The organism is Pseudomonas sp. Z1-14, assembly GCF_051132005.1.
Classification (GTDB): domain Bacteria; phylum Pseudomonadota; class Gammaproteobacteria; order Pseudomonadales; family Pseudomonadaceae; genus Aquipseudomonas.
This window is the reverse complement of the sequence record NZ_CP071646.1, coordinates 303,978-326,781: the sequence shown is the minus strand read 5'-3', so window position 1 is coordinate 326,781 and position 22,804 is coordinate 303,978. Positions and strand designations below refer to the sequence as shown.

Annotated in this window: 19 protein-coding genes and 1 pseudogene; 7 read left to right on the top strand and 13 right to left on the bottom strand. The window is 64.6% G+C overall.

Annotation, left to right across the window (positions count from 1 at the left end):
- Window positions 1-49: 49 nt before the first annotated feature.
- The 13 genes and pseudogenes from mdcH to J3P89_RS01535 form a co-directional block, all read right to left on the bottom strand.
- The gene (mdcH, locus tag J3P89_RS01595; protein WP_434696539.1) at window positions 50-970 is read right to left on the bottom strand and encodes a malonate decarboxylase subunit epsilon; all 921 of its coding nucleotides are present in this window, start codon (window positions 968-970) and stop codon (window positions 50-52) included.
- Complete coding sequence (locus tag J3P89_RS01590) at window positions 967-1,590, bottom strand: malonate decarboxylase holo-ACP synthase (protein WP_434696538.1); 624 nt, start codon at window positions 1,588-1,590, stop codon at window positions 967-969. The genes mdcH and J3P89_RS01590 overlap by 4 nt, the downstream gene beginning before the upstream one ends.
- Window positions 1,584-2,387 (bottom strand): biotin-independent malonate decarboxylase subunit gamma, encoded by an 804-nt coding sequence (mdcE, locus tag J3P89_RS01585; protein WP_434696537.1) that lies wholly within the window; start codon window positions 2,385-2,387, stop codon window positions 1,584-1,586. Before mdcE ends, J3P89_RS01590 begins: the two co-directional genes overlap by 7 nt.
- Window positions 2,384-3,235, bottom strand: a complete 852-nt coding sequence (locus tag J3P89_RS01580) for a biotin-independent malonate decarboxylase subunit beta (protein WP_434696536.1) — start codon at window positions 3,233-3,235, stop codon at window positions 2,384-2,386. The genes mdcE and J3P89_RS01580 overlap by 4 nt, the downstream gene beginning before the upstream one ends.
- Window positions 3,228-3,527: a malonate decarboxylase subunit delta gene (locus tag J3P89_RS01575; RefSeq protein WP_434696535.1), complete on the bottom strand. Its 300-nt coding sequence runs from the start codon at window positions 3,525-3,527 to the stop codon at window positions 3,228-3,230. The genes J3P89_RS01580 and J3P89_RS01575 overlap by 8 nt, the downstream gene beginning before the upstream one ends.
- On the bottom strand, window positions 3,527-4,402 hold the full coding sequence (locus J3P89_RS01570) for a triphosphoribosyl-dephospho-CoA synthase (protein ID WP_434696534.1): 876 nt from the start codon (window positions 4,400-4,402) through the stop codon (window positions 3,527-3,529). The genes J3P89_RS01575 and J3P89_RS01570 overlap by 1 nt, the downstream gene beginning before the upstream one ends.
- Window positions 4,403-6,074: pseudogene (gene mdcA / locus J3P89_RS01565) on the bottom strand (malonate decarboxylase subunit alpha).
- Between the two features lie 218 nt (window positions 6,075-6,292).
- Entirely contained in the window at window positions 6,293-6,766 is a 474-nt protein-coding gene (locus J3P89_RS01560) for a chemotaxis protein CheW (protein WP_434627390.1), read from the bottom strand.
- The gene (locus J3P89_RS01555) at window positions 6,759-12,680 is read right to left on the bottom strand and encodes an Hpt domain-containing protein (RefSeq protein ID WP_434696533.1); all 5,922 of its coding nucleotides are present in this window, start codon (window positions 12,678-12,680) and stop codon (window positions 6,759-6,761) included. Before J3P89_RS01555 ends, J3P89_RS01560 begins: the two co-directional genes overlap by 8 nt.
- A 171-nt stretch (window positions 12,681-12,851) precedes the next feature.
- Window positions 12,852-14,912: a methyl-accepting chemotaxis protein gene (locus J3P89_RS01550; RefSeq protein ID WP_305498193.1), complete on the bottom strand. Its 2,061-nt coding sequence runs from the start codon at window positions 14,910-14,912 to the stop codon at window positions 12,852-12,854.
- A 156-nt stretch (window positions 14,913-15,068) separates the two neighbouring features.
- Window positions 15,069-15,608 carry a chemotaxis protein CheW gene (locus J3P89_RS01545; RefSeq protein ID WP_434571202.1) on the bottom strand — a complete coding sequence of 180 codons (540 nt, stop codon included), beginning with the start codon at window positions 15,606-15,608 and terminating at the stop codon, window positions 15,069-15,071.
- A gap of 10 nt (window positions 15,609-15,618) precedes the next feature.
- Window positions 15,619-15,984, bottom strand: coding sequence for a twitching motility response regulator PilH (gene pilH / locus J3P89_RS01540; protein WP_186612056.1), 366 nt, complete (start codon window positions 15,982-15,984; stop codon window positions 15,619-15,621).
- Between the two features lie 48 nt (window positions 15,985-16,032).
- On the bottom strand, window positions 16,033-16,461 hold the full coding sequence (locus tag J3P89_RS01535; RefSeq protein WP_434571200.1) for a response regulator: 429 nt from the start codon (window positions 16,459-16,461) through the stop codon (window positions 16,033-16,035).
- A 225-nt stretch (window positions 16,462-16,686) separates the two neighbouring features.
- On the opposite strand from J3P89_RS01535, the gene gshB reads away from it, so the two are divergent.
- The 7 genes from gshB (at window position 16,687) to J3P89_RS01500 (ending at window position 22,696) form a co-directional block, all read left to right on the top strand.
- Window positions 16,687-17,640 carry a glutathione synthase gene (gshB, locus tag J3P89_RS01530; RefSeq protein WP_434627385.1) on the top strand — a complete coding sequence of 318 codons (954 nt, stop codon included), beginning with the start codon at window positions 16,687-16,689 and terminating at the stop codon, window positions 17,638-17,640.
- A gap of 76 nt (window positions 17,641-17,716) precedes the next feature.
- Window positions 17,717-18,613 carry a TonB family protein gene (locus tag J3P89_RS01525; protein ID WP_434571196.1) on the top strand — a complete coding sequence of 299 codons (897 nt, stop codon included), beginning with the start codon at window positions 17,717-17,719 and terminating at the stop codon, window positions 18,611-18,613.
- 190 nt (window positions 18,614-18,803) lie between these two features.
- On the top strand, window positions 18,804-19,373 hold the full coding sequence (locus J3P89_RS01520; RefSeq protein WP_305498183.1) for a YqgE/AlgH family protein: 570 nt from the start codon (window positions 18,804-18,806) through the stop codon (window positions 19,371-19,373).
- Window positions 19,373-19,810, top strand: a complete 438-nt coding sequence (gene ruvX / locus J3P89_RS01515; RefSeq protein WP_434696532.1) for a Holliday junction resolvase RuvX — start codon at window positions 19,373-19,375, stop codon at window positions 19,808-19,810. Before J3P89_RS01520 ends, ruvX begins: the two co-directional genes overlap by 1 nt.
- An 82-nt stretch (window positions 19,811-19,892) precedes the next feature.
- A complete protein-coding gene (gene pyrR, locus J3P89_RS01510; protein WP_305498180.1) occupies window positions 19,893-20,399 on the top strand; it encodes a bifunctional pyr operon transcriptional regulator/uracil phosphoribosyltransferase PyrR in 507 nt (168 codons plus the stop codon).
- A gap of 24 nt (window positions 20,400-20,423) precedes the next feature.
- Complete coding sequence (locus tag J3P89_RS01505) at window positions 20,424-21,428, top strand: aspartate carbamoyltransferase catalytic subunit (protein ID WP_003177495.1); 1,005 nt, start codon at window positions 20,424-20,426, stop codon at window positions 21,426-21,428.
- The gene (locus J3P89_RS01500) at window positions 21,425-22,696 is read left to right on the top strand and encodes a dihydroorotase (protein WP_434696531.1); all 1,272 of its coding nucleotides are present in this window, start codon (window positions 21,425-21,427) and stop codon (window positions 22,694-22,696) included. The genes J3P89_RS01505 and J3P89_RS01500 overlap by 4 nt, the downstream gene beginning before the upstream one ends.
- Window positions 22,697-22,804: the final 108 nt, after the last annotated feature.

Genomic DNA, 22,804 nt, shown 5'->3' with positions numbered 1-22,804 from the left:
TGCATCGTCGAAGTTGTTGTTTTTGTGCTTCGCCAGCTTGAGTCGGTGTCTAGAGTCGGCGGCTTCCCTCCTCTTGCAACAGCGCTTGCAGGGTGTCGAGCCGCGCGCCGTCATAAGCCATAACGGTGCCCTGCTCGAATACCCGGCGCGCCAGCCCGGTCAATACCGCGCCGGGCGGCAACTCGATCTGCAGACGCACGCCACGCTCGTAGGCGCTTTGCACCGTGCCGCGCCAGTCGACGACGCGGCACATGTTGAAGGCCAGGTCGTCGCGCAGCGCGTCGGCCTTTATCACCGGTCGGGCGCGACTGCCGCTGAGATAGCCCAGCGCCGGAGTTTTCAAGGGTACTTCGGCAAAGGCCTGGGCCAACGTCCGCGCCGGAGCCTCCAGCAGCGGGCAGTGGGACGGTACGCTGACCGCCAACCGGCAGGCCTTGCCGGCACCTTGGTTGCGAGCCCGTTCGGCGACGCAGCCCATGGCTTCATCACTGCCGGCGATGACCACCTGGTTATCGGCGTTGATGTTGGCCAGGTACACCGGCGTTGTTGCGCTGTGCACCTGGGCGAGCAAGGTTTCCACGGCCGCGAGGTCCAGGCCGATGATTGCCGTCATGCCGTAGCCTTGCGGATACGCCTGCTGCATCAGTTCGCCGCGCAGGCTGACCAGCCGCAACGCGTCCTCGAACCCCAGCGCCTCGGCCACGACCGCCGCCGGGTACGCGCCGATGGACAGTCCCGCCACGTAATCCGGCGCGGGGGCCTGTTCCAGCAATCGACGGGAAGCGGCCACACCGGCGATCAACAGGCACAGCTGCACGGCGCGAGTCGATCGCAGCGCCTGGGCAGTGTCGAGCTGCAAGACATCCTCCCCGAGCACGTCACTCGCCTCGTCCAGAATCTGCGGCGCCAAGCCATGGAGCATGCCCACGCGCTGTGCACCCTGGCCGGGGAAAACCAGGAGGCTGCTCACGCGACCTGCTCCCACGATGGCTGCCATGGATCGCTGACCAATCGTGCCTGGATATCATCCTTGAGCAAGACCCGACGCGACGAACCCGCCCACTCGCGCAGGGCGACGGCGCCGCAGGGCGTCTGTAACTGCATGTCCACGCTGCAGACCGAGGCGTCCAGTTGCGCCAGCAGGTTCCTGGCCTGAAGGCGATCCAGGTGGTGCGGCGTCCTCAAGATCAAGTCCAGGTCGCTGCGCTCATGCAGCGCCTCGATGCCCGTGGCAAGCTCAAACCCGGCACTGCCGCTAACACCCCAGGCCCAGCCACTGGCGTCGAGCAACGGGCGCAACTCGGTCAGCGCTTGCAAGGCCGGCAGGTCGCGCGGGGATTGAACATGGCAGAGGTCCTCCGGGCGCACCCGACGCTGGATCGTCGCCACCGGCATTGATGCGGCGTAGCGCTGTTCGCGAGAGCGACCGCGCAAGCCTACGGCGATGTGTCCAGGCGAGGACAGCGCCCGGCGCACCACGACCGGTTGCCCGAGGTCGAGCGACTCGACAGCCCAGCCCGGCGCATCCGCAGGCAACTGCAGGGCAGTCATCCCCCAGAGCAGGTCATGGGCCAGGAGCGTGCTCACCATTGCGCCCTCAACAATTGCCGAACGTGGCTGGACGCTGCCCGGTGAACAGCGCCCAGGCGACCGCTGAGATCCCGAGGCATGCCCGCCACGTCGTTGATCGCCTGGAGCAAGCAGTCGCTCACCCGCGCCAGATCTGCCGCCGTCGGCTGCTCGATCTGTTCTACCGACAAGGTCTCCCAGAGCAGTCCCAGGCTGGCGAAGCTGTCAATGTCGTAGGCCATCGGCGGCACGCTGGCGGCCAGGGCTTCGAGTTCCTCGACGCTGCGCAGGGTGACCCGCGCTGCCGAAGCCTTGCCCATCGCATGGACCATCACGCCCGGGTCGCGCAAGGCGATCAACCGGTTGGCCTGGTAGCCGTGGGCGAGGAACGCACCGGACATCGCCTTGCCCACCAGCAAGCCGATCACTGGATGCCCGGCCAGTCGGGCCCGGGCATAACTGTCCGCCGCGCCGGCCAAAGCCTGATGAATGCCCAGCGCTTCTTCACGCCGACCGTAGGCCTGGCTCGGCACATCGACGATGGCGATCAGCACACGTTTGCTGGCCGCGTTGCGATCGGCCTCGATGGCGTCGTCCACGGCTTTGGCCAGGCCCCAGCCTTCGAGCAAACCGACTTCGCCATTGCGCGCCCGAGGGAAACGGTTGGCGGGATCGGCCACGACAGCCAATAGACGCGCGGTTTGTTCGCCGAGTTGGACATCGGCCACTTTCAGCGAAGCAGGCAAGCCTTCCAACGGTTTGACGCCACCGCTCAAGGCCTCGAACCAGCGCAGGCCCCTCAATGAATACGTATTCATGGACGTTCTCCCTGAAACAACTGGCGAACCGCTGCCGGTTCGATTTGCACCTCGGTGTCCAGGCGCGACAGGCGCTGGAGGAACAGTCTGGCTTGGCCACTGCGGTGTTCAGTGGGCACACCCAGATGCAACAGTTCGCTGACCTGACGACGAATCTGCGCCACGTCATCGGCGACGTAGCGGTCCACCAGCCCGGTCGCGAAACGTTGTTCGCCACCGGTCAGGCTCCAGATGAACGGACGGTCGCGGGAGTCGTACTCATCGATGCCGGCTTCCTGCTCGATCACCTGCGGACCGTTCAGCCCCAGCCGCGCTTCCTGCGTCACCAGCAGATAACTGCACAGCCCGGCGGCGATGGACATGCCGCCGAAACAGCCGACGCTGCCAGCGACTACGCCAACCACCGGCTGGTATTGGCGCAGGTCGATAATCGCCGAATGGATCTCGGCAATTGCCGCGAGCCCGAGGTTGGCTTCCTGTAAACGCACGCCGCCGGTCTCCAGCAGCAACACGGCCCGGGTCGGGATGCCTTTGCGATTGTCCTCGGCCGCCAGCTCCAGGGCACCGGCGATCTTTGCCCCGCCGACTTCACCGAGGCTGCCGCCCTGGAACGCGCCTTCAATGGCGGCGATGACCACCGGCAAACCGTCGAGCTCGCCCTTGGCGATCACTACGCCGTCGTCGCTTTGCGGGACCACGCCCTGGCGCAGCAACCACGGCGACATGATCCGCTGGAACGGGTCGAGCAGTTCGCGGAACGTACCGTCATCGAGCAAGGCCTTGGCCCGTTGCCGGGCACCGAGCTCGACGAAACTGTGCTTGTTGAGCAACGCAGCGCTGTCAGTCATGGCCGATCTCCTCGAAGCCTTGTTCCAGGCGCAGGCGCACCACGCCGGGGGTGGCGCCGAAATCATGGATGTCGATGCTCATCGCGGACGGTGTCTGACCATCGAACATCCGGGCAAACAGATGCCGCCAGCGCTGCTCGCTGCCGTTGACTGAGGTCTGCACCTGAATGGTCAGCCTGCCCGCCAGGCCAGGCTCGATCAGTACTTCCAGATCGCCCGAGCCGACACAGCCCACCAGCGCCCGGCCCCGTGGCGGCTGGCCGGCGGGGAATTCAAAGGATAAGGTTTCCATCAGCACACTCCTGGGAAGAAGCCATCGCCGCGCTCGATGCGATCGAGAAACAGGCAGGCGGCGAGCAGGTCGGCGGCGCCGCCGGGCGAGGCGTTCAAGGCAATCAGTTGTTGGTCCAGCACGTGCAGCTGGCGACGACCGCCCAGGCTCGCACTGCCGCCGGCGTCGAGCACCGCCCTGGCGCCCTGTTGCATCGCCTGCAAACCCGCTTCGCCGGCGCGATAGAGCACGCAGGTGTCGGCCAGGCGGGTCATGATCGCCAGCAAGGCGTCGAGGCGGGCGTTTTGTTCGCCGACGCCGGCCGCGCGGCTGCGCTTGAGTTGCGGCAGGCCCAGGGTTGTCACCGCCGGAAATGCCAGTTGCGCTTCCTCCCGGGCACCGCGGGCGCCGTAGCGCTGGGCCACTTGGGCACCGTGGCTCAAGGGTTGAGGCGTATGGCGGTCGTTGAGCAAGGCCAGGCGGGCGGCACGCAACGTGACGGCGCCAGCGCCACTGGACTTAGGTTCCAGCGCCGTCGCAGCGACCAACAGGCCCAAGGCCCAGATCGCGCCCCGGTGAGTATTCACACCGCCCGTGGTGGTGAGCATCGCGGCTTCACCTTCCCGGCCGATGCGCCCCAGGGCTTCACGCAGTGGCAAGCCGATCTCGCCACAGTCGAACGCGGCCTCGGCCATTTCCTTGAACGCCGGCCACAACGACAACGCCGAAGCGTGCATCAGGCCCAGGTGCAGATCGGTGTGGGCGCCGCTGCCGCGACGGTCCACCAGCGCGGGCTTGGGCGAGAGGTCGGCCTCGTCGATCAACGCGTCCACCGCCAGGTCGGCCAAACGTTCAGCCAGGGATAAGGTCTTCGGTTGCAGATTCAGGGCGCGCATTTACCAACTCCTGAACTTGGCGGGCGGGTTGTAGAGTCCTCCGGACCATTCCACCAGATCGGCCACGCTCTTGGCCGCGAGCAGTTCGCGGGTGGCGTCGGTGCGGCGGATGCCGAGGTCTTCGGGCAAGGCGATCAGCCCTTCGCGGCGCATCCGCGCGGTGTCTTTCGGGTCGTGGCGCAGGCCGATGGCGGTGACCCCGGCCACGGCGGCGATCATTGCCTGGCGTTCTTCCAGGGAGCGGGCCTTGTACAGGTAGGCGATGCCTTCTTCGGTCAGCAGATGGGTGACGTCGTCGCCGTAGATCATGATCGGCGCCAGGGGCATGCCGGCTTTCTTCGCCACGTCCACCGCGTCGAGGGTCTCGACGAAGGTCGGTTTGCCGCCCTCCTGGAACGTTTCGACCATCTGCACCACCAGTTTCTTGCCGCGTTCGAGCAGCGGCGCCTCGCCGTCGCCGTGGCGCATGTCGAGCCAGGCCGGCGTCCCGTGACGGCGACCGCGCGGGTCGTGGCCCATGTTCGGCGCGCCGCCGAAACCGGCCAGTCGGCCACGGGTCACGGTGGAGGAATGGCCGTCGCCGTCCACCTGCAATGTGGCGCCAATGAACAGGTCCACCGCGTACTGCCCGGCCAGTTGGCAAACCATTCGATTGGAACGCAGCGAACCGTCGTGCCCGGTAAAAAAACACATCAGGCCGGGCGGCGATGTAGTTTTCCATGCCCAGTTCGGTGCCGAAGCAATGCACGCTCTCGACCCAGCCGCTTTCGATGGCGGGGATCAGCGTCGGGTGCGGATTGAGCGTCCAGTTGCGGCAGATTTTGCCCTTCAGTCCGAGTGATTCGCCGTAGGTCGGCAGGATCAATTCGATGGCGGCGGTGTTGAAACCGATGCCGTGGTTGAGCGACTGGACGTTGTGTTTTTCGTAGATCCCGCGAATCGCCATCATTGCCATCAAGACATGCACGGGCTTGATGTGGCGCGGGTCGCGGGTAAACAGCGGCTCGATGTAGAACGGCTTGTCGGCCACCACCACGAAGTCGACCCAGGATGCTGGAATGTCTACGCGGCGCAGGTCGCTGACGTCGTCCACCAACTGATTGACCTGAACAATGACGATACCGTCGCTGAACGCCGCCGGTTCGATCAGCGCCGGGGTGTCTTCGGTGCTGGGACCGGTATAGATATTACCGGCGCGGTCGGCCATGAAACCGGCCGAAAGCACCACGTTGGGAATCAAGTCGACCACCAGCCGGGCGTAGAGCTCGATGTAGGTGTGGATCGCGCCGATTTCCAGCAGGCCGTCTTCCAGCAACTGGCTGATGCGCAGGCTCTGGGTGCCGGCAAAGGAGAAATCGAGCTTGCGGGCGATGCCGCGTTCGAACAGGTCCAAGTGCTCGGAACGACCGACGCTCGGCATGATCATGTGCAGGTCATGCAGCTTGCCCGGATCGGTCTTCGCCAGGGAACGGGACAGGAAATCCGCCTGCTTCTGGTTATTGCCCTCCAGCACCACACGGTCGCCAGGCAGAATCAACGCCTCCAGCGCCGCGACGATCTTGTCGGTGGGCAGCACCACACCGTCGGCAAGCCCCTTCACCAACGCCAGGCGCCGCTGCTTTTCGCTGCGCCGCCGCGTCCATCGCGAGTCGGGGGATATTGTTGTTGTCATGACCACTCCACGGGTTCGCTGTCGTGGAGCTCACCTTAGGAGTGTTTTGGCGTGGGCATCAATCAAGCTCGGCGGCGGATCGTTACGGTTGGCGTAATGGTTAGCCCGGATTGATACGAGCCTTTGTGGGAGCGGGCTTGCTCGCGATGGCAATGTAACAGCCAAAATCGATGCCGCCTGACCCACCGCTATCGCGAGCAGGCTCGCTCCTACATTAGTCAGTTGGCTGACTCAACTCTTACCAACCCCGCCGCAACCACCAGCTCTTCCAACGCCAGCAGATCCGGCACTTTCGCCACATGCTCGCCCACTTGCACGGCCGCCTGCTCCAATCCGCACAGCGGCACGTCGACGTAGCTCAACTGGGTGTCGAGCTTGCAGGAGCGCGGGATGCCCTGGACCAGCAGCGCGATGAAACGCAGTTCCGGGCGGCCGCCCAGGGCGTTGAGCACGACGATGCGAGCGCGCTCGCCGATCACGGTCTTCTGGCCGCAGGCTGACTCGAAGCTCAGCAGCGGGATCTGCCGTTCGCGCCAGCTTACCCAGCCCAGGAACCAGGGCGGGGTGTCCAGATCGAACACGCTGCTCTGGTAGTCGATCAACTCGGCCACGGCCACGTTCGGCAGGATCAGATGCCGGTCGGCAAGCGGCAGCAACAAACCTGTGAGATGGCTGGTGCGGTGCTCATGCATGGGTCTTGCTCCAGTGGGCGATGCTGTCGAGCAGCACCGACTCCTGGTACGGCTTGCCCAGGTAGTCGTTTACGCCGACGGCCATGGCGCGGTCGCGGTGTTTCTGGCCGGTGCGGGAGGTGATCATGATGATCGGCAGATGCGCCAGGCGCGGGTCGTTGCGCACTTGCGTCGCCACTTCGAAACCATCCATGCGGGGCATCTCGATGTCCAGCAGCATCAGGTCCGGCGAATGTTCGGCCAGCAATGCCATGGCGTCCACGCCGTCCTTGGCGGTGAGCACATGCATGCCGTGGCGTTCCAGCAGGCGACTGGTGACCTTGCGCACTGTTACCGAATCGTCCACCACCAGCACCAGCAAAGGCCGCTGCTGCTCGCCCTCGCCTTGCACCACGGCCGGACGGCGCGCCGCCTGGTTGGGCAAGGCGCGGATCGGCGCGAGCAGGTCGAGAATCAGCACCACCCGGCCGTCCCCCAGGATCGTTGCCCCGGACAAGCCCTGGACCGCCGAGAATTGCGGGCCGAGGCTCTTGACCACGATTTCCCGGGTGCCGGCGGTGGCGTCTACCTGCACGGCGACGTGTCGTTCGTTGCATTGCACCAGCAGCACCGGTAATGGCTGGCTCTGGCCGAGCAATTTCGGTCGGGCGCCGGTTTTCAGCAACTCGCCCAGGTAGCACAACTCATAACGTTGCCCGGCGTAGGTGTAGGTCGGCGGATCGAGCTGGTAGTAGCCATCCAGTTCGGCGGGCAATACCCGGACGATGCTCTCGATGGTGTTGAGCGGGATGGCGTATTGATCGTCGTGACACTGCACCATCAGCGCCCGGTTGACCGCCACGGTGAATGGCAGCCGGATACGAAAATGCACGCCCTTGCCCGGCGTCGAATCGATGACCATGCTGCCGCCCAGTTGCCGCACTTCTTCGTGGACCACGTCCATACCGACGCCGCGCCCGGAGATCTGGGTGATTTTTTCCGCCGTGGAAAAACCTGGCTGCAGGATGAACTGCAGCACGTCGCGGTCGCTGATATCGCTGTCGGGCGCCAGCAGCCCACGCTTTATCGCCTTGCGCCGCACCGCGTCCAATGGCACCCCGGCGCCGTCGTCACGGATGTCGAAAATGATGTCGCCGCCTTCGCGGGACAGGTCCAGGCTGATGCGTCCCCGCGCCGGTTTGCCGGCTGCGATGCGTACATCGGCGGGCTCCAGGCCATGATCAACGGCATTGCGCAACATATGCTCCAGAGGCGCCGCCATGCGTTCGAGCACGTTGCGGTCCATCTCGCCTTCGGCATTGTCGACCACGAACTCGACGTCCTTGCCCAGCTCCTGCGCCACCTGCCGGACGATGCGCTTGAGGCGCGGCAGCATGCGCTCGAACGGCACCATGCGCGTACGCATCAGGCCCTCCTGGAGCTCGGTGTTGATGCGCCCCTGCTGTTGCAGCAGGTTTTCGGCGTCGTGGTTGCTGCGGTCTAGCGTTTCCTTGAGGTCAAGCAGGTCCGAGGCAGACTCGAACAGCGCCCGAGACAGTTGCTGCAGCTGGGAATGGCGATCCATTTCCAGTGGGTCGAATTCTTCGTAGCCCAGTCGTTCTGCGTCCACCTGCTGGCGGCTGAGAATCCGCCCCTGGGTTTCGGTATCCAGGCGTCGCAGTTGATCGCGCATGCGCTCGATGGTGGTTTCCATCTCGTTCAGGGCGATGCGCGCGTCGTTGACCTGTTGCTCGATGCGCCCACGGAAAATCGAAGTTTCCCCGGCCAGGTTGACCAGATCGTCGAGCAGTTCGGCGGAGACCTTGACCATGTCCGCGCCATCGCCCGGCGCGGCGGGCTCGGCTCGCATCGGCGGCGCGGCCTGGGCCGGTGCCGGCTCGACCGGCGTAACGATCTGGGGCGCCTCGTTGTGCTGCGGATGATTGACCGCCTGGATCTGCGCGATCAGCCGGTCGGCCGGCGGGCACGGCTGCCCGGCACGGACGGCGTCGAGCATGTGGGCCAGCCGGTCATGGCTGCCTTGCAGCAAGGCAAAAAGCGCCGGGCTCGGTTGTAACAGGCCCGCCGACAGCCCTTCGTAAAGGTTCTCCAGTTCATGGGCAAGGTCGCCGATGGGCCCGATCTCCACCATCCGCGCGCCACCCTTGAGGGTGTGCAGATCGCGCAGCAGGGTTTCCACCGCCTGACGGTTCGACGGCTCTTCCTGCCAGCGTTGCAACGCCGCCCCGGAACTGTCGAGGATATCGAAACCTTCCTCTAGAAAGATTTCCAGCAACTCCGGATCATGGCCCGCCGTGTCATTTTGCCGATGCCCCGCCACCTCGATGGCGTTCGGCTTGTCCTGGCGGAAACGATGAATGGCGTCGATCAACGCCACGGGATCGCCCAGCGGTTGGCCTTGTTGCAGTTGCCCGAGCAACAGATCGAGGCGTTCATGACTGCTGTTGAGCAGTTGCGCCAGCTCCTCGCTGTAACTGTAGCGGCGATCCACCAGCCCTTCGTATAGGGTTTCGAGCTCCCCGGCCAGGTCGCTCACCGGCCGCACATCCGCCATGCGTGCGCCGCCCTTGAGGGTGTGCAAGTCACGCTGCAGCGAGGACAACGGCGCGCCGTTCTCCGGGTCGGCGAGCCAGCGCTGCAAGGCCTGTGCGGCGCTTTCAAGAATATCCTGGGCCTCTTCGAGAAAGATCGCGGCGATATCGTCGTCCACCGAAACAGCCGCCGGCGAACTGCGCTCCATCTCAGCCGTCGCATGACCCAGCTCGCGGATGCTCAACGTGCGGCTGCCGTCACTGCGGATCAGTCCCGTGGCTGTCGGGTCTAGGCCTTCCTGGAGCAGGCTGCGCAGGGCCTGCACCCGGGCAGGTTGCGCACGCACGTGCTGGCCGGCAGCCAATTCGTCGAGCATGTCGATCAACGCTTCGTGAGCAAGCTGCGCCTCATGGAAAAACCTGTCGCTGACCGCCAGGCTGCTTTCCTCGACGGCACCATACAAGTCCAGCAAGGCTTCGCAGAGCTCGTCCACCGGGTGCAGGTCGGCCAGATGCGCGCCTTCGCCAAGGGTGGTCAACTCATCGAGCAGCGCGCTCAGCTCCTGGCCCTCGCCGGGGTGTTGCTGCCAGCGCCGCAGCAGGTTCTCCGCGTCCAGCAGGATATCCATGCCCTGGGCGAGAAAATTGTTGATCAATTGCGGGTCGCGCTTGGTTCGCACGCCCTGGTCCGGCGTGTTGAGAGCCGTTTGCAGGCGTTCGACGGACAGTGCCTGGGTTCGCTGGATCAGGTCCGCGGCGCCGGGAATCGCTGCCAGCGGCTCGTTATGCAGCTGGCGCAGACCGCGGCGCAGCAACCCTTCAGCCTCCAGCAGCAGCTCGATCTCATCCAGGTCGAAAGCGATCAGGTGCGCCTTGTATTCCCGGGCCATCTCGTCCATCGCCCCGGCCAGTTCGGCGATCGGCAGCACACCGGCCATCGATGCACTGCCCTTGAGCGTGTGCAAGGCCCTTTGCAGCTCGTCGCTGGCCTGCAATGGCAGATGTTCGGCGGCCTGGTCGAGGAATCGATCAAGCGCGGCCAGATGCCCCTGGGCTTCGTTGTCGAAGATTTTCAGCAGCAAGGGGTCGAGAGCGGCCACGTCCTGCTGGTCGTCATCTTCCTCATCGCCACCCTTGGCCAGGGCATGGGCGCGAGCGGCCAGACGGTCGACGTCGTCGCGCTGGCATTGGCGCTGGGCAGCGAATTCGGCGACCAGTTCCGGCAGCAATCGCACCGCGTCCTCAAGCAATTGCCGAACCGAAGCGCCCGGCTCGACGCTGCGCTCCAGCACGCGGTTGAGCAGGTTTTCCACCGCCCAGGCCAACTCACCCAGCACCAGTGCCCGAACCATCCGGCCGCTGCCCTTGAGGGTATGGAAGGCCCGGCGCAGCTCAGTGAGCGCGCCTTGGTCGTCGGGCTGCGCAGCCCAGCGCGGCAGGTATTCGCGCAGGACATCGAGCACCTCGTCGGTTTCCTCGAGGAAGACCTCCCGCAGCTCGTCGTCCACCGGATGCTCATCCACGGGCGGCGGCAGCAGGCTACCGGGCATGCCTTTGGCCGGCGGGTTGACCGCCGAGACCGGGCTGGCCAGAACATCAGCGAGCGATTGCACGGTCTGTGGGTCGTCCAGTTCCTGCAAATCCTGCATGACCTGGGCCTCGTTCGGGCTCAGCCGGTCATCGAGCAAGGGCACGCGGGCTTCGTCGGGAAAGTAGCCGAGGGCGCCCAGGCTCCGCTCAACGCCGTCGAGCAGATTCTCGGCGGGCATCAACGGGTCTTCGCTCAAACGCTCCAGGTAATATTCCAGGCCGGTAATCACATCGGCCAGGTGATCGAGTGCTTCCCACCCCGGCTGGGCAAGGTCGAGCAGCAGGTGTTCACGGATGAAATCGTTGCAAGCCTCCACCAGGCGGGCGGCGCGGCTCAGGGGAATCATCGCCAGCGCCCCGCGGACCTGGGTCAGCAGCGCCGGCAATGGCTCAAGCTGCGCGCTGTTCCAGTGTGCGTCGATGTAGTCGACGATCATGTCCTTGGCCTGTTGCAGGCAGGTATGGGCTTCCTTGATGACGATCTGATGGATCTGGGTCAGGTCGGTCGTCGGCAGGCGATTGTCTTCGCGGCTTTCAGGCTCGACGGTGCCGACCATTCCGGCCAGGGTTGCCTCGACGTACAGCAAGGCTCCGGCAACGTCCATGAGCGTCGCGTCATCAGGCTCGCGCTGGCCCTGGGCGAGGCTCAGTACGACGGCCAGTTGATCGATGATGACCTTGCGCGGCTGGCCGAAACCCAGCACCGCCAGGGTGTCGGCAATCTGCCGCAGGGGCGCCAGCAGGCTGTCCAGCTCCGAGGCATGCTGGCGGTCGCTGCGCACGAACAGGTCCAGGCGTTCCTTGACCCGCACCAGCTCCTCGCAGAGCGCTGCCAGTACCGAGCGCATGGCATCGCGGTCGGGCCCGGCCAGGCGCGCGCGTTCTTCATCGACCATGGCGCTGTCGGGCAGCGCGTCGTCCAGTGAGTAGCGTTCTTTCATGATCTGCATCTGCCCGCTGGGATGTTCGGCCTTGGCAATATAGAACAACAGACTCTTGAGCAGGTGTGGCGGGGCCGCTTGGTTGATGCCCGGCATGCCTTGCTCCAGCAAGCGCTTGAGTTCCTTGTCAGCATCCTTGAACAGGCTGCGCAGCGCCGGGCTGTTGGCGATACGCCCCTCGCGCATGCCTTCGACCAATGCCGAAGCGACCTGCCACAACGCATTGAGCGGCGCTGCGGCGCAAAGCGCTTCAAGGCGCTGAAAGACTTTGGCCAGGTAACCGAGGTGAGTCGCGTCGTCCTGCTCGCGCAACAGGCCCACCAGGGCCACCTGCAGGGTCTGGCGCAATTTGCGTAAGGTGCCCGGCAGGTCCGCCGGCGCGAGCCGCTTCAAGGCGTCCTCGCCCAGCGGCGCGATATCGGGCAGTTCCGGGCTGAACAGGCTGGTCTCCGACAACAGGCTCTCGCCCCGCGCACTGCGCAGATCGTTGAGCAAGGGCAGCACCGCCAGCGGCAGGTCGCGACGAGCACCCTGCACCCGTTCGAGGTAGACCGGCAACTGGCCCAGGGCCTGGCGCAACAGGCTGATCGCTTCCTCGCGGTGGGCGATGCGGTTGTCCTGCAGCGCGCTGCACAGTTGCTCCATTTCCTCGGCCAGCAACGCCGCGCCGTAGAACTCGATCATCTGCAGGCCGCCATGGACCTGGTGAATGCAGGCCAGGCATTGGGCAAGCGCATCCGACGCCTGGGGGTCGTCCACCAGGCGATTGAGGGCCAGGTGGGCCTGCTTCAGCGTTTCGGCAATCTCGCCCTTGACCCATTCCAGGGCCACGTAGTCGTGCCGATCACCCATAACGACTCCAAATCATATGCAGCGCGTCAGGCCTTGTGGCGAGGGAGCTTGCTCCCGCTTGAGTGCGCAGCGCTCACAAAATCTTTGGGGCGGCTACGCCCCCCAGCGGGAGCAAGCTCCCTCGCCACAAAAGCGCCCTTGCCACAGGGACATATCCTCCCAGCAGCCCAGTCACACCTTATCCTCATCCGCCACAGGTGCCGCGGGCAAGGTGAACCCGGACACCGAGCGACGCAGCTGACTGGCCATCTTTGCCAGGTTGCCGATGCTCTCGGCCGTGGCGGTTGAGCCGGACGAGGTCTGGCTGGTGATCTGCTGGATCACGTTCATGGTCAGCGAAATCTGTCCCGCCGAGGTGGTCTGTTGCTGCGCCGCGTTGGAGATGCTCTGGATCAGCGCCGCCAGGGTCTTGGAAACGCCCTCGATTTCTTCCAGGGCGACGCCGGCATCCTGGGCCAGTCGGGCACCGCGCACCACCTCGGTGGTGGTCTGCTCCATGGAGATCACCGCTTCGTTGGTGTCGGCCTGGATCGCCCGCACCAGCGTCTCGATCTGCCGGGTGGCCGCCGAGGAGCGCTCGGCCAAGCGCTGCACTTCGTCGGCCACCACCGCAAAACCCCGACCGGCATCGCCCGCCATGGACGCCTGGATCGCCGCGTTGAGCGCAAGGATGTTGGTCTGGTCGGCGATGTCATCGATCAGGCTGACAATGTCGCCGATTTCCTGTGACGACTCACCGAGGCGCTTGATGCGCTTGGCGGTGTCCTGGATCTGCTCGCGAATGTTGTCCATGCCATGAATGGTGTTGTGCACCACCTCGTTGCCCTTGTTGGCGATTTCCACGGAGCGCTCGGCCACCGCCGACGACTCGGCCGCGTTGGCCGATACCTGGTCGATGGACTGGGCCATTTCATTGATTGAAGTCGACGCTTCGGAAATTTGCTGGGCCTGGTGTTCCGACGCCTGGGCCAGATGCATCGCCGTGGCCTGGGTTTCCTGCACGGCGGCGGCCACCTGGCCGGCCGTGAGGTTGATGGTCGCCACCAGATCGCGCAACTGGTCCACCGAATAGTTGATGGAATCGGCGATGGTCCCGGTGAAGTCCTCGGTGACCGAGGCGGTGACGGTCAGGTCGCCATCGGCCAGGTCCTCGATTTCGTCCAGCAGGCGCATGATCGCGTTCTGGTTGCGCTCGTTCTTTTCCGCGGTTTCGCGCAGTTGACGGTTGGTTTCACGCACCATCACCAGGCCGATGAGGATGATCGACATCAGTGCCAGCAGGCCCAGCACATACCCGCCGATGCTGTTGACGGAACGGCCGCCGGCCAGGTTCTCGAAAGCTGTGGCCAGGTGAGAGGCTTCGTCGAGCAGGGTCTGCGACAGGTTGAAGATGTTGCCCGCCGACTCGCGGACCTTGAACAGCTCCGGTGAGGTCTCGAGGATTTCGTCCACCGAGCCCGAGACAAATTCGAACAACTCGCTGATTTCCGTCAGGCGCGCCCGGGCGTCACGATCCTGGACCTGGGGGATCTTCAAGGTCGGGTCGCCTTGCAGCATGCCATTGAGCACCTGGCCAAAACGCGCGGCGTCACGACCGAAGGTGTCGGCAGCCTGGCTGGCGTTCTCGTCGCCGGCCAATACGGTATTCACCGCGCCGAGAATACGCTCGGCCAGCAGTGACTGGCGCTGGGCCATGGCCACCTGTGAGGCCGGGGCGCCCCGCTGCAAGAGGATTTCGACGACTTTTTCGTATTCGACCTGCAGTTGCGGCACGGTTTCGGCGAGGGTCGCGGCAACCTGGTGCAGCGACAGGACGGTCTGCTCGCTGGAGAGAATCGCATCGGTGTTCTTCAGCAGGCGCTCCCAGTCCAGCTGTACCGCGCGCATCTGCGGGCGCAGGGTGGCGGGCGCGGGAGGCAGGCCGGTCACCGGGTCGCCTTGCTTCAGGTATCCCCAACGCTGGGCAAAATCGTTGCGCGCATCACTCAGCAACTTGAACGCGGCGGCCTTGCCGGCCGCGGCTTCGGTGGCGTTCTTGGCAATGCGCTGGGACAGCACCCGCAGCTCACCGGCGTGGCCGATGTACTGTTTGTCATAGGTGGACTGGGTGTTGAGGTACGCGAAGTTGGCGAACAACAGCATGATGAAGACAATCAGCGCGACGAACAGCACGATGATCTGCGACCGACTGCGCGACGCTTCCAGAGGCTTGCCTGTTTTTGCTTTGATCATCGGTACTCGCCTGTCCTGCTCAATCCGGCCTCTCACCACAGCCCTCCTGTGGGAGCGAGCCTGCTCGCGAATAGCGATGGAACAGCCAGCATCGATGCAGCTGATCCATCGCTTTCGCGAGCAGGCTCGCTCCCACAGAGGCCGCGCTGCGGCCTGTTAAACCGCCACATTCATGAACCCTGGCGAACGCGTCACGGCAAAAGGGCTGAACACCTGCCACTGCCGATCGCCAGGAAAACGGCCCTGGACGAAGGCCGATTCCGGGCCATCGAGGTAGCCAGGCAAAACCGGTTCCAGGCTGCCCTGGGCGAAATGCTGCAGCCCGAGGACTTCGTCCACCAGCAAGCCGGCGAAGACTTCTTCGTTATCGACCACCAGCACCCGCCGCTGCTTGCGCACACTGGACAGCTCGTGACCGAAAAAACCGCACAGGTCCATCAGCGGCAATAAACGTCCGCGCAGGTTAGCCACTCCGCGAACCCATGGCTTGACCCCGGGCAACGACGTGTAGCGCGGCTCGTGCAGCACTTCGCTGACCTCGCCCATGGGCGCCACGTACCAATGCTCGCCGAGGCGAAAGCCGATCCCGCTCCAACTGTCGCGATGGGTTGGCTGGGACGGCAGGTCCGCGCCCAGCAGCCGACAGCGCCGATCGATCTGAAGCAACAGTTCGAATGCGGTCAGGGAGTGGCTCATGGCCGCGCGTTCAACCCGCCAGTACTTTGTTCAAGGTCGCGATCAGGGTTTCTTCGTCCACCGGTTTGGTCAGGTAGTCCTTCGCCCCTTGGCGGGTCCCCCAGACCTTGTCGGTTTCCTGGTCCTTGGTGGTGATGATGATGACCGGGATATGCCCCGTGTCCGGGTCCTTGGTCAGCTGGCGCGTGGCCTGGAAACCGTTGAGGCCGGGCATGACGATGTCCATCAGCACCGCGTCGGGCTTTTCCTGGCGGGCCAGGGCCACGCCGTCGGCGCCATTCTCGGCTTTCAAGACCTGATGGCCGTGCTTTTCCAGCATGCCGGTCAATTTGTACATTTCAGTCGGCGAATCATCGACGATCAGAACTCGTGCCATGGTGTTCCCCATTTCTTCTGTAGACCCCAGGCCGAAGGCCGAGCGTCATTAATGTGCCTGGTGCGGCTGGACAGCGGCAAAACCCGGAACATGGGCCTGTATCGCGCCCAGCAATTCTTCCTTGCTGAAAGGCTTGGTCAGAAACTGATCGGAGCCGACGATGCGCCCCTTGGCCTTGTCGAACAGACCGTCGCGGGACGACAGCATGATCACCGGCGTCGCCTTGAAGGCGCTGTTGTTCTTGATCAGGGCACAGGTCTGGTAACCGTCCAGGCGCGGCATCATGATGTCGACAAAGATGATGCCCGGATGGTGGTCGACGATCTTGGCCATGGCGTCGAAGCCGTCGACCGCCGTGATGACCTCGCAGCCAACGTTGCGCAGCAAGGTCTCGGCGGTGCGGCGGATGGTCTTCGAGTCGTCGATGACCATGACCTTCAAGGCGCTGGGTTGCTGCTGCGTGAGATGCTCTGCCATTGCCACTGCAAACCGGTTTTTAACGCGTAAGTGTGATCGACAGCGCAAACCCTTGATGTTCAAGGCCCGCACGTCACATGGCAGCCTTTTTAGCACAGTCTCCATCGCCGATCTATCAGCCGCTCGGCACGGCGGTTTTTTCCTTGACCGCCAAACTTCGGGGCGCCACTCTGACGCCACTTTTTCAAGCCATTCGTGCCCACCCCATTTTCGAGGAACCAAGCCATGAGCGTACGCGTCGGCATTGTCATGGACCCAATCGCCAGCATTTCCTATAAGAAGGATAGCTCGCTGGCCATGCTGCTGGCCGCTCAGAAGCGCGGCTGGGAGCTGTTCTACATGGAACAGCGCGACCTTTACCAGGCCGAGGGCCAGGCGCGCGCGCGAATGAAGCCGCTGAAGGTCTTCGCCAACCCTGAGAAGTGGTTCGAACTGGGCGCGGAAAGCGACGCGCTGCTGAGCGACCTGGACGTGATCCTGATGCGCAAGGATCCGCCGTTCGACATGGAGTTCGTCTACTCCACCTACCTGCTGGAGCAGGCCGAAAGCGCCGGTGTGCTGGTGGTCAACAAGCCCCAGAGCCTGCGCGACTGCAACGAGAAGCTGTTCGCCACGCTGTTCCCGCAGTGCACGCCGCCGACCATCGTCAGCCGTCGCCCGGACGTTCTGCGCGAATTCGCCGATCACCACGGCGATGTGATCCTCAAGCCGCTGGACGGCATGGGCGGCTCGTCGATCTTCCGTCACACCGCCGGCCATCCGAACCTGTCGGTGATCCTCGAAACCCTGACCTTGCATGGCAAGCAGCAGATCATGATCCAGGGTTACCTGCCGGCCATCGTCGACGGCGACAAGCGCATCCTGATGATCGACGGCGAGCCGGTGGACTATTGCCTGGCGCGCATCCCGGCGGCCGGTGAAACCCGTGGCAACCTGGCGGCTGGCGGCCGTGGCGAAGCCCGCCCGCTGACCGACAAGGACCGCTGGATCGCCGCCCAGGTCGGCCCGACGCTACGCGAGAAAGGCCTGCTGTTCGTCGGCCTGGACGTGATCGGCGAGCACCTGACGGAGATCAACGTCACCAGCCCGACCTGCATCCGCGAGATCGACAATGCCTTTGGCACCGACATCGGCGGGATGCTGATGGATGCCATCGATCAGAAGCTCAAGGCGCGTTGATCCAGATCCTGATGAAGGAAACCCACATTGCGTTATCATGCCCGGCCTGAAAAAACGTGATGCTGGTTTCCTTGTCATGACACTCCCGTCCGATCTGCCCCAAGAGCTCGCCCATCGTGGCGTGCGCCCGGCTGATCGCCTCGGTTTTACGCTGTTCCTGGCGGCACTGATCCACCTGGCGGTGCTGCTGGGCGTCGGGTTTGCCACGGTCGAACCCAAGCAGATCAGCCAGACCCTGGAGATCACCCTGGCGACCTTCAAGAGCGAAACCAAGCCTCAGAAGGCCGATTTCCTTGCTCAGGAAAACCAGCAGGGCAGCGGCACCCTGGAAAAGAAAGCGATTCCCAAGACGACCGAAATCGCGCCATTCCAGGACAACAAGGTCCAGAAGATCACCCCACCGCCGGCCGCCAAGCCGGAAGTTCAGGAAACTGCGCCCAAGGCCGCCGTGACCACTACCGCGCCGAAGCCGAAAAAGGCCCCGGTCAAGGAAGAGGTCAAGCCCGACCCCAAGCCCAAGGCGCCGGAACCGACCTTCGACAGCTCCCAGCTGTCCAGCGACATCGCCAGCCTGGAGGCCGAACTGGCCCAGGAACAGCAGTTGTACGCCAAGCGCCCGCGCATCCACCGCCTGAGCGCCGCGTCGACCATGCGCGACAAGGGCGCCTGGTACAAGGATGAATGGCGCAAGAAGGTCGAGCGTATAGGCAACCTGAACTACCCCGAGGAAGCCCGGCGCAAACAGATCTACGGCAATTTGCGGCTGATGGTTTCGATCAACCGCGACGGCTCGCTGTATGAAGTGCTGGTGCTTGAGTCCTCCGGCCAGCCGCTGCTGGACCAGGCCGCCCAGCGGATCGTGCGCCTGGCCGCGCCGTTCGCGCCGTTCACCGGGGACCTGTCGGACATCGACCGCCTGGAAATCATCCGCACCTGGAAATTTGCCCGGGGTGATCGGCTGTCCAGTAACTGATCTTCAGGCAGTAACAATACCCTGTGGGAGCGAGCCTGCTCGCGAAAGCCATTGGTCACTCGGCATGGATGGCGACTGGTACACCGCATCGCGAGCAGGCTCGCTCCCACAAGGGAATTTGCGTGCGCCGGACCATTTGCAGCACATCCCCGGCTTGTCAGTTCGGCCATGCGCCGCCACACTAGCGCCTATGAAAAACGTCAGCCCCACCTACCTCAAGCATCACTTCCTGATTGCCATGCCGCACATGGCCGATCCGAACTTTGCCCATACCTTGACCTACATCGTCGAGCACACGGCCAATGGGGCCATGGGATTGGTGGTAAACCGCCCGCAGGAGCTGAACCTGGCGGATATCCTTGAGCAGCTGCGTCCCGAGGTCGAGCCGCCACTCCTGTGCCAGCACGTACCGATTTTCATCGGCGGCCCGGTGCAGACCGATCGCGGTTTCGTGCTCCATCCGTCGGGTCCCAAATTCCAGGCCACCGTTGATCTGAACGGCGTGTCGCTGTCCACTTCCCAGGACGTGCTGTTTGCCATCGCCGACGGCGTCGGCCCGGAAAAAAGCCTGATCGCCCTGGGTTATGCCGGTTGGGAACCCGGACAGCTGGAAGCCGAGCTGGCCGACAACGCCTGGCTGACGTGCCCGTTCGATGCCGACATCCTGTTCAACACCAGCAGCGAATTGCGCCTGGAAGCGGCGGCCAGCCGATTGGGCGTGAACCTGGGCCTGCTTACCAGCCAGGCGGGCCACGCCTGATGGCCCTGCGCCTGCTGCTGGGTTTTGATTACGGCACCAAACAGATCGGCGTCGCGGTCGGCCAGGTCATTACCGGCCAGGCCCGCGAGCTGTGCACATTAAAAGCGCAGAACGGCGTTCCGGACTGGAACCAGGTCGAAGCGCTGATCAAGGAATGGAAACCCGACGCCGTGGTGGTCGGCCTGCCATTGAACATGGACGGCACGCCCAGCGACATGTGCCTGCGTGCGGAAAAATTCGCTCGCCGGCTCAATGGCCGCTTCAATCTGCCCTTCTATACCCATGACGAACGCCTGACCACCTTCGAGGCCAAGGGCGAGCGCCTGATGCGCGGCGGGCAGAAAGGCAGTTACCGCGACAACCCGGTGGACGCCATGGCCGCCGCCCTGCTGCTGCAAGGCTGGCTTGATGCCAACTCCGCCCTGTTCGAAACCTGATTTTTGAAAGCGCCGCCAAGGCGCTTTCTTCTAGCGACAAGCCGAGTCATGAGCACCGACCCGCAAACCTGAAGGAGCCAGCATGAGCCTGCCCAATCCTGCCGAACTGATCAGCCAGATGGCGATCCGTCTCACGGCGCACCTGGAACAACGTGGCATCAGCGAACCGCGCTACATCGGCATTCGCACCGGCGGCGTCTGGGTTGCCCAGGCCTTGCTCGATGAACTGGGCAGCGACTCGCCGCTGGGCACCCTGGACGTGTCCTTCTACCGCGACGACTTCAGCCAGAACGGCCTGCACCCGCAAGTACGCCCTTCGGCGCTGCCGTTCGAGATCGAAGGCCAGCACCTGGTGCTGATCGACGACGTGCTGATGAGCGGGCGGACCATCCGCGCCGCCATGAATGAGTTGTTCGACTACGGTCGCCCGGCCAGCGTTACGCTGGTCTGCCTGCTCGACCTGGACGCCGCCGAACTGCCGATCCGCCCTAACGTGGTCGGCGCGACGCTGGCGCTGGCGGCCCATGAACGGGTCAAGCTTTCCGGCCCGGCGCCGCTGCAACTCGAACTGCAAGACCTCGCCCTTTAACTGCCCTTGCCAGAGTCCATCGCGATGACGCCTCTCGAAACCAAGCGCCCGCTGCAGCTCAACGATCAGGGCCAGCTGCGGCACTTCCTGTCCCTCGACGGCCTGCGCCGCGAGCTGCTGACAGAAATCCTCGACACCGCCGACTCGTTCCTCGAAGTCGGCGCCCGGGCGGTGAAAAAAGTCCCGTTGCTGCGCGGCAAGACCGTGTGCAACGTGTTCTTCGAAAACTCCACCCGCACCCGCACCACCTTCGAACTGGCGGCCCAGCGGCTGTCGGCGGACGTGATCACCCTGAACGTGTCGACATCCTCGGCGAGCAAGGGCGAAACCCTGCTCGACACGCTGCGCAACCTCGAAGCCATGGCCGCCGACATGTTCGTCGTGCGCCACGGCGACTCCGGCGCGGCGCATTTCATTGCCGAGCACGTGTGCCCGCAAGTGGCGATCATCAACGGTGGCGACGGCCGTCACGCTCATCCGACCCAGGGCATGCTGGACATGCTGACCATCCGTCGGCACAAGGGCAGCTTCGAGAACCTGTCGGTGGCCATCGTCGGCGACATCCTGCACTCGCGGGTGGCCCGCTCGAACATGCTCGCGCTCAAGACCCTCGGCTGTCCGGACATCCGCGTGATCGCACCGAAAACCCTGCTGCCCATCGGCGTCGAGCAATACGGCGTGAAGGTCTACACCGACATGACCGAAGGCCTGAAGGATGTGGACGTGGTGATCATGCTGCGGCTGCAACGCGAGCGCATGACCGGCGGCCTGCTGCCCAGCGAAGGCGAGTTCTACCGCCTGTTCGGCCTGACCACCGCGCGCCTGGCCGGCGCCAAGCCGGACGCCATCGTCATGCACCCGGGGCCGATCAATCGCGGCGTGGAGATCGAGTCGGCGGTGGCCGACGGGCCGCACTCGGTGATCCTCAACCAGGTGACCTACGGCATCGCCATCCGCATGGCCGTGCTGTCCATGGCCATGAGCGGGCAAACGGCCCAGCGCCAATTCGACCAGGAGAACGCCCAGTGAAGCTCAGCATTCTCGGCGCACGCGTGATCGATCCGGCCAGCGGCCTGGATCAAGTGACTGACATTCATATCGATGCCTGCAAGATCGTCGCCCTCGGCGCCGCACCGACAGGCTTCGTGGCGGCCGAGGTCCTCGACGCCCAAGGCCTGGTGGCCGCGCCCGGCCTGGTGGACCTGAACGTTGCCCTGCGCGAGCCGGGCTACAGCCGCAAAGGCAGCATCGTCAGCGAAACCCGCGCCGCCGCCGCTGGTGGCGTGACCAGCCTGTGCTGCCCGCCGCAGACCAAGCCGGTGCTGGACACCTCGGCCGTGGCCGAACTGATCCTCGACCGCGCCCGCGAGGCCGGCAACACCAAGGTCTTCCCGATTGGCGCACTGAGCAAAGGCCTGGAAGGCGAACAACTGGCCGAACTCATCGCGCTGCGTGACGCCGGTTGCGTGGCGTTCGGCAACGGCCTCAACAGTTTCCGCAATACCCGGACCCTGTGCCGCGCCCTCGAATACGCGGCGACTTTCGGCCTGACGGTGATCTTCAACTCCCAGGACCACGACCTGGCCGAAGGTGGCCTGGCCCATGAAGGCCCGACCGCCAGCTTCCTCGGCTTGCCAGGCATCCCGGAAACCGCCGAGACCGTGGCCCTGGCCCGGGACCTGCTGTTGGTCGAGCAGAGCGGTGTACGCGCGCACTTCAGCCAACTGACCAGTGCCCGTGGCGCCGCGCTGATCGCCCAGGCCCAGGCCCGAGGCTTGCCGGTGACCGCCGATGTGGCGCTGTATCAGCTGATCCTGACCGACGAAGCGCTGATCGATTTCAACAGCGTCTATCACGTCCAGCCGCCGCTGCGCACCCGCGCCGACCGCGAGGGCTTGCGCGAGGCGGTGAAGTCCGGGGTGATCTCGGCCATTTCCAGCCATCACCAACCCCACGAGCGCGATGCCAAGCTGGCACCGTTCGGCGCCACCGAGCCGGGCATCAGCAGCGTCGAACTGCTGTTGCCGCTGGCCATGACGCTGGTGGAGGACGGTTTGCTGGACCTGCCGACTCTGCTCGCACGCCTGAGCGCCGGCCCGGCCCAGGCGCTGCAGCTGCCAGCCGGGAAACTGGCGGTGGGCGCGCCGGCGGACCTGGTGCTGTTCGACCCGGCCGCCTCCACCGTGGCCGGCGAAGCCTGGCGTTCCAAGGGTGACAACTGCCCATTCCTCGGCCACAGCCTGCCGGGCGTGGTGCGCTACACCTTGATGGATGGGCGGATTACCCACCAGGCCTGACAAACCGCGTCGCCCTTTTCGCGAGCAGGCTCGCTCCCACAGGGATCTTCAGTGAACACATGACCTGTGGACACCTCGATCCAATGTGGGAGCGAGCCTGCTCGCGAA

Bases quoted from the DNA above. Each gene is read 5' to 3' on its own strand.
- J3P89_RS01525 (WP_434571196.1), top strand. From the start codon at position 17,717: ATGACACTCCCGTCCGATCTGCCCCAAGAGCTCGCCCATCGTGGCGTG.
- J3P89_RS01555 (WP_434696533.1), bottom strand. From the start codon at position 12,680: ATGGGTGATCGGCACGACTACGTGGCCCTGGAATGGGTCAAGGGCGAG.
- J3P89_RS01560 (WP_434627390.1), bottom strand. From the start codon at position 6,766: ATGCATGAGCACCGCACCAGCCATCTCACAGGTTTGTTGCTGCCGCTT.
- gshB (WP_434627385.1), top strand. From the start codon at position 16,687: ATGAGCGTACGCGTCGGCATTGTCATGGACCCAATCGCCAGCATTTCC.
- J3P89_RS01535 (WP_434571200.1), bottom strand. From the start codon at position 16,461: ATGGCAGAGCATCTCACGCAGCAGCAACCCAGCGCCTTGAAGGTCATG.
- J3P89_RS01570 (WP_434696534.1), bottom strand. From the start codon at position 4,402: ATGCGCGCCCTGAATCTGCAACCGAAGACCTTATCCCTGGCTGAACGT.
- J3P89_RS01550 (WP_305498193.1), bottom strand. From the start codon at position 14,912: ATGATCAAAGCAAAAACAGGCAAGCCTCTGGAAGCGTCGCGCAGTCGG.
- pilH (WP_186612056.1), bottom strand. From the start codon at position 15,984: ATGGCACGAGTTCTGATCGTCGATGATTCGCCGACTGAAATGTACAAA.
- J3P89_RS01575 (WP_434696535.1), bottom strand. From the start codon at position 3,527: ATGGAAACCTTATCCTTTGAATTCCCCGCCGGCCAGCCGCCACGGGGC.
- J3P89_RS01505 (WP_003177495.1), top strand. From the start codon at position 20,424: ATGACGCCTCTCGAAACCAAGCGCCCGCTGCAGCTCAACGATCAGGGC.
- J3P89_RS01520 (WP_305498183.1), top strand. From the start codon at position 18,804: ATGAAAAACGTCAGCCCCACCTACCTCAAGCATCACTTCCTGATTGCC.
- pyrR (WP_305498180.1), top strand. From the start codon at position 19,893: ATGAGCCTGCCCAATCCTGCCGAACTGATCAGCCAGATGGCGATCCGT.
- J3P89_RS01590 (WP_434696538.1), bottom strand. From the start codon at position 1,590: ATGGTGAGCACGCTCCTGGCCCATGACCTGCTCTGGGGGATGACTGCC.
- ruvX (WP_434696532.1), top strand. From the start codon at position 19,373: ATGGCCCTGCGCCTGCTGCTGGGTTTTGATTACGGCACCAAACAGATC.
- J3P89_RS01545 (WP_434571202.1), bottom strand. From the start codon at position 15,608: ATGAGCCACTCCCTGACCGCATTCGAACTGTTGCTTCAGATCGATCGG.
- J3P89_RS01580 (WP_434696536.1), bottom strand. From the start codon at position 3,235: ATGACTGACAGCGCTGCGTTGCTCAACAAGCACAGTTTCGTCGAGCTC.
- mdcE (WP_434696537.1), bottom strand. From the start codon at position 2,387: ATGAATACGTATTCATTGAGGGGCCTGCGCTGGTTCGAGGCCTTGAGC.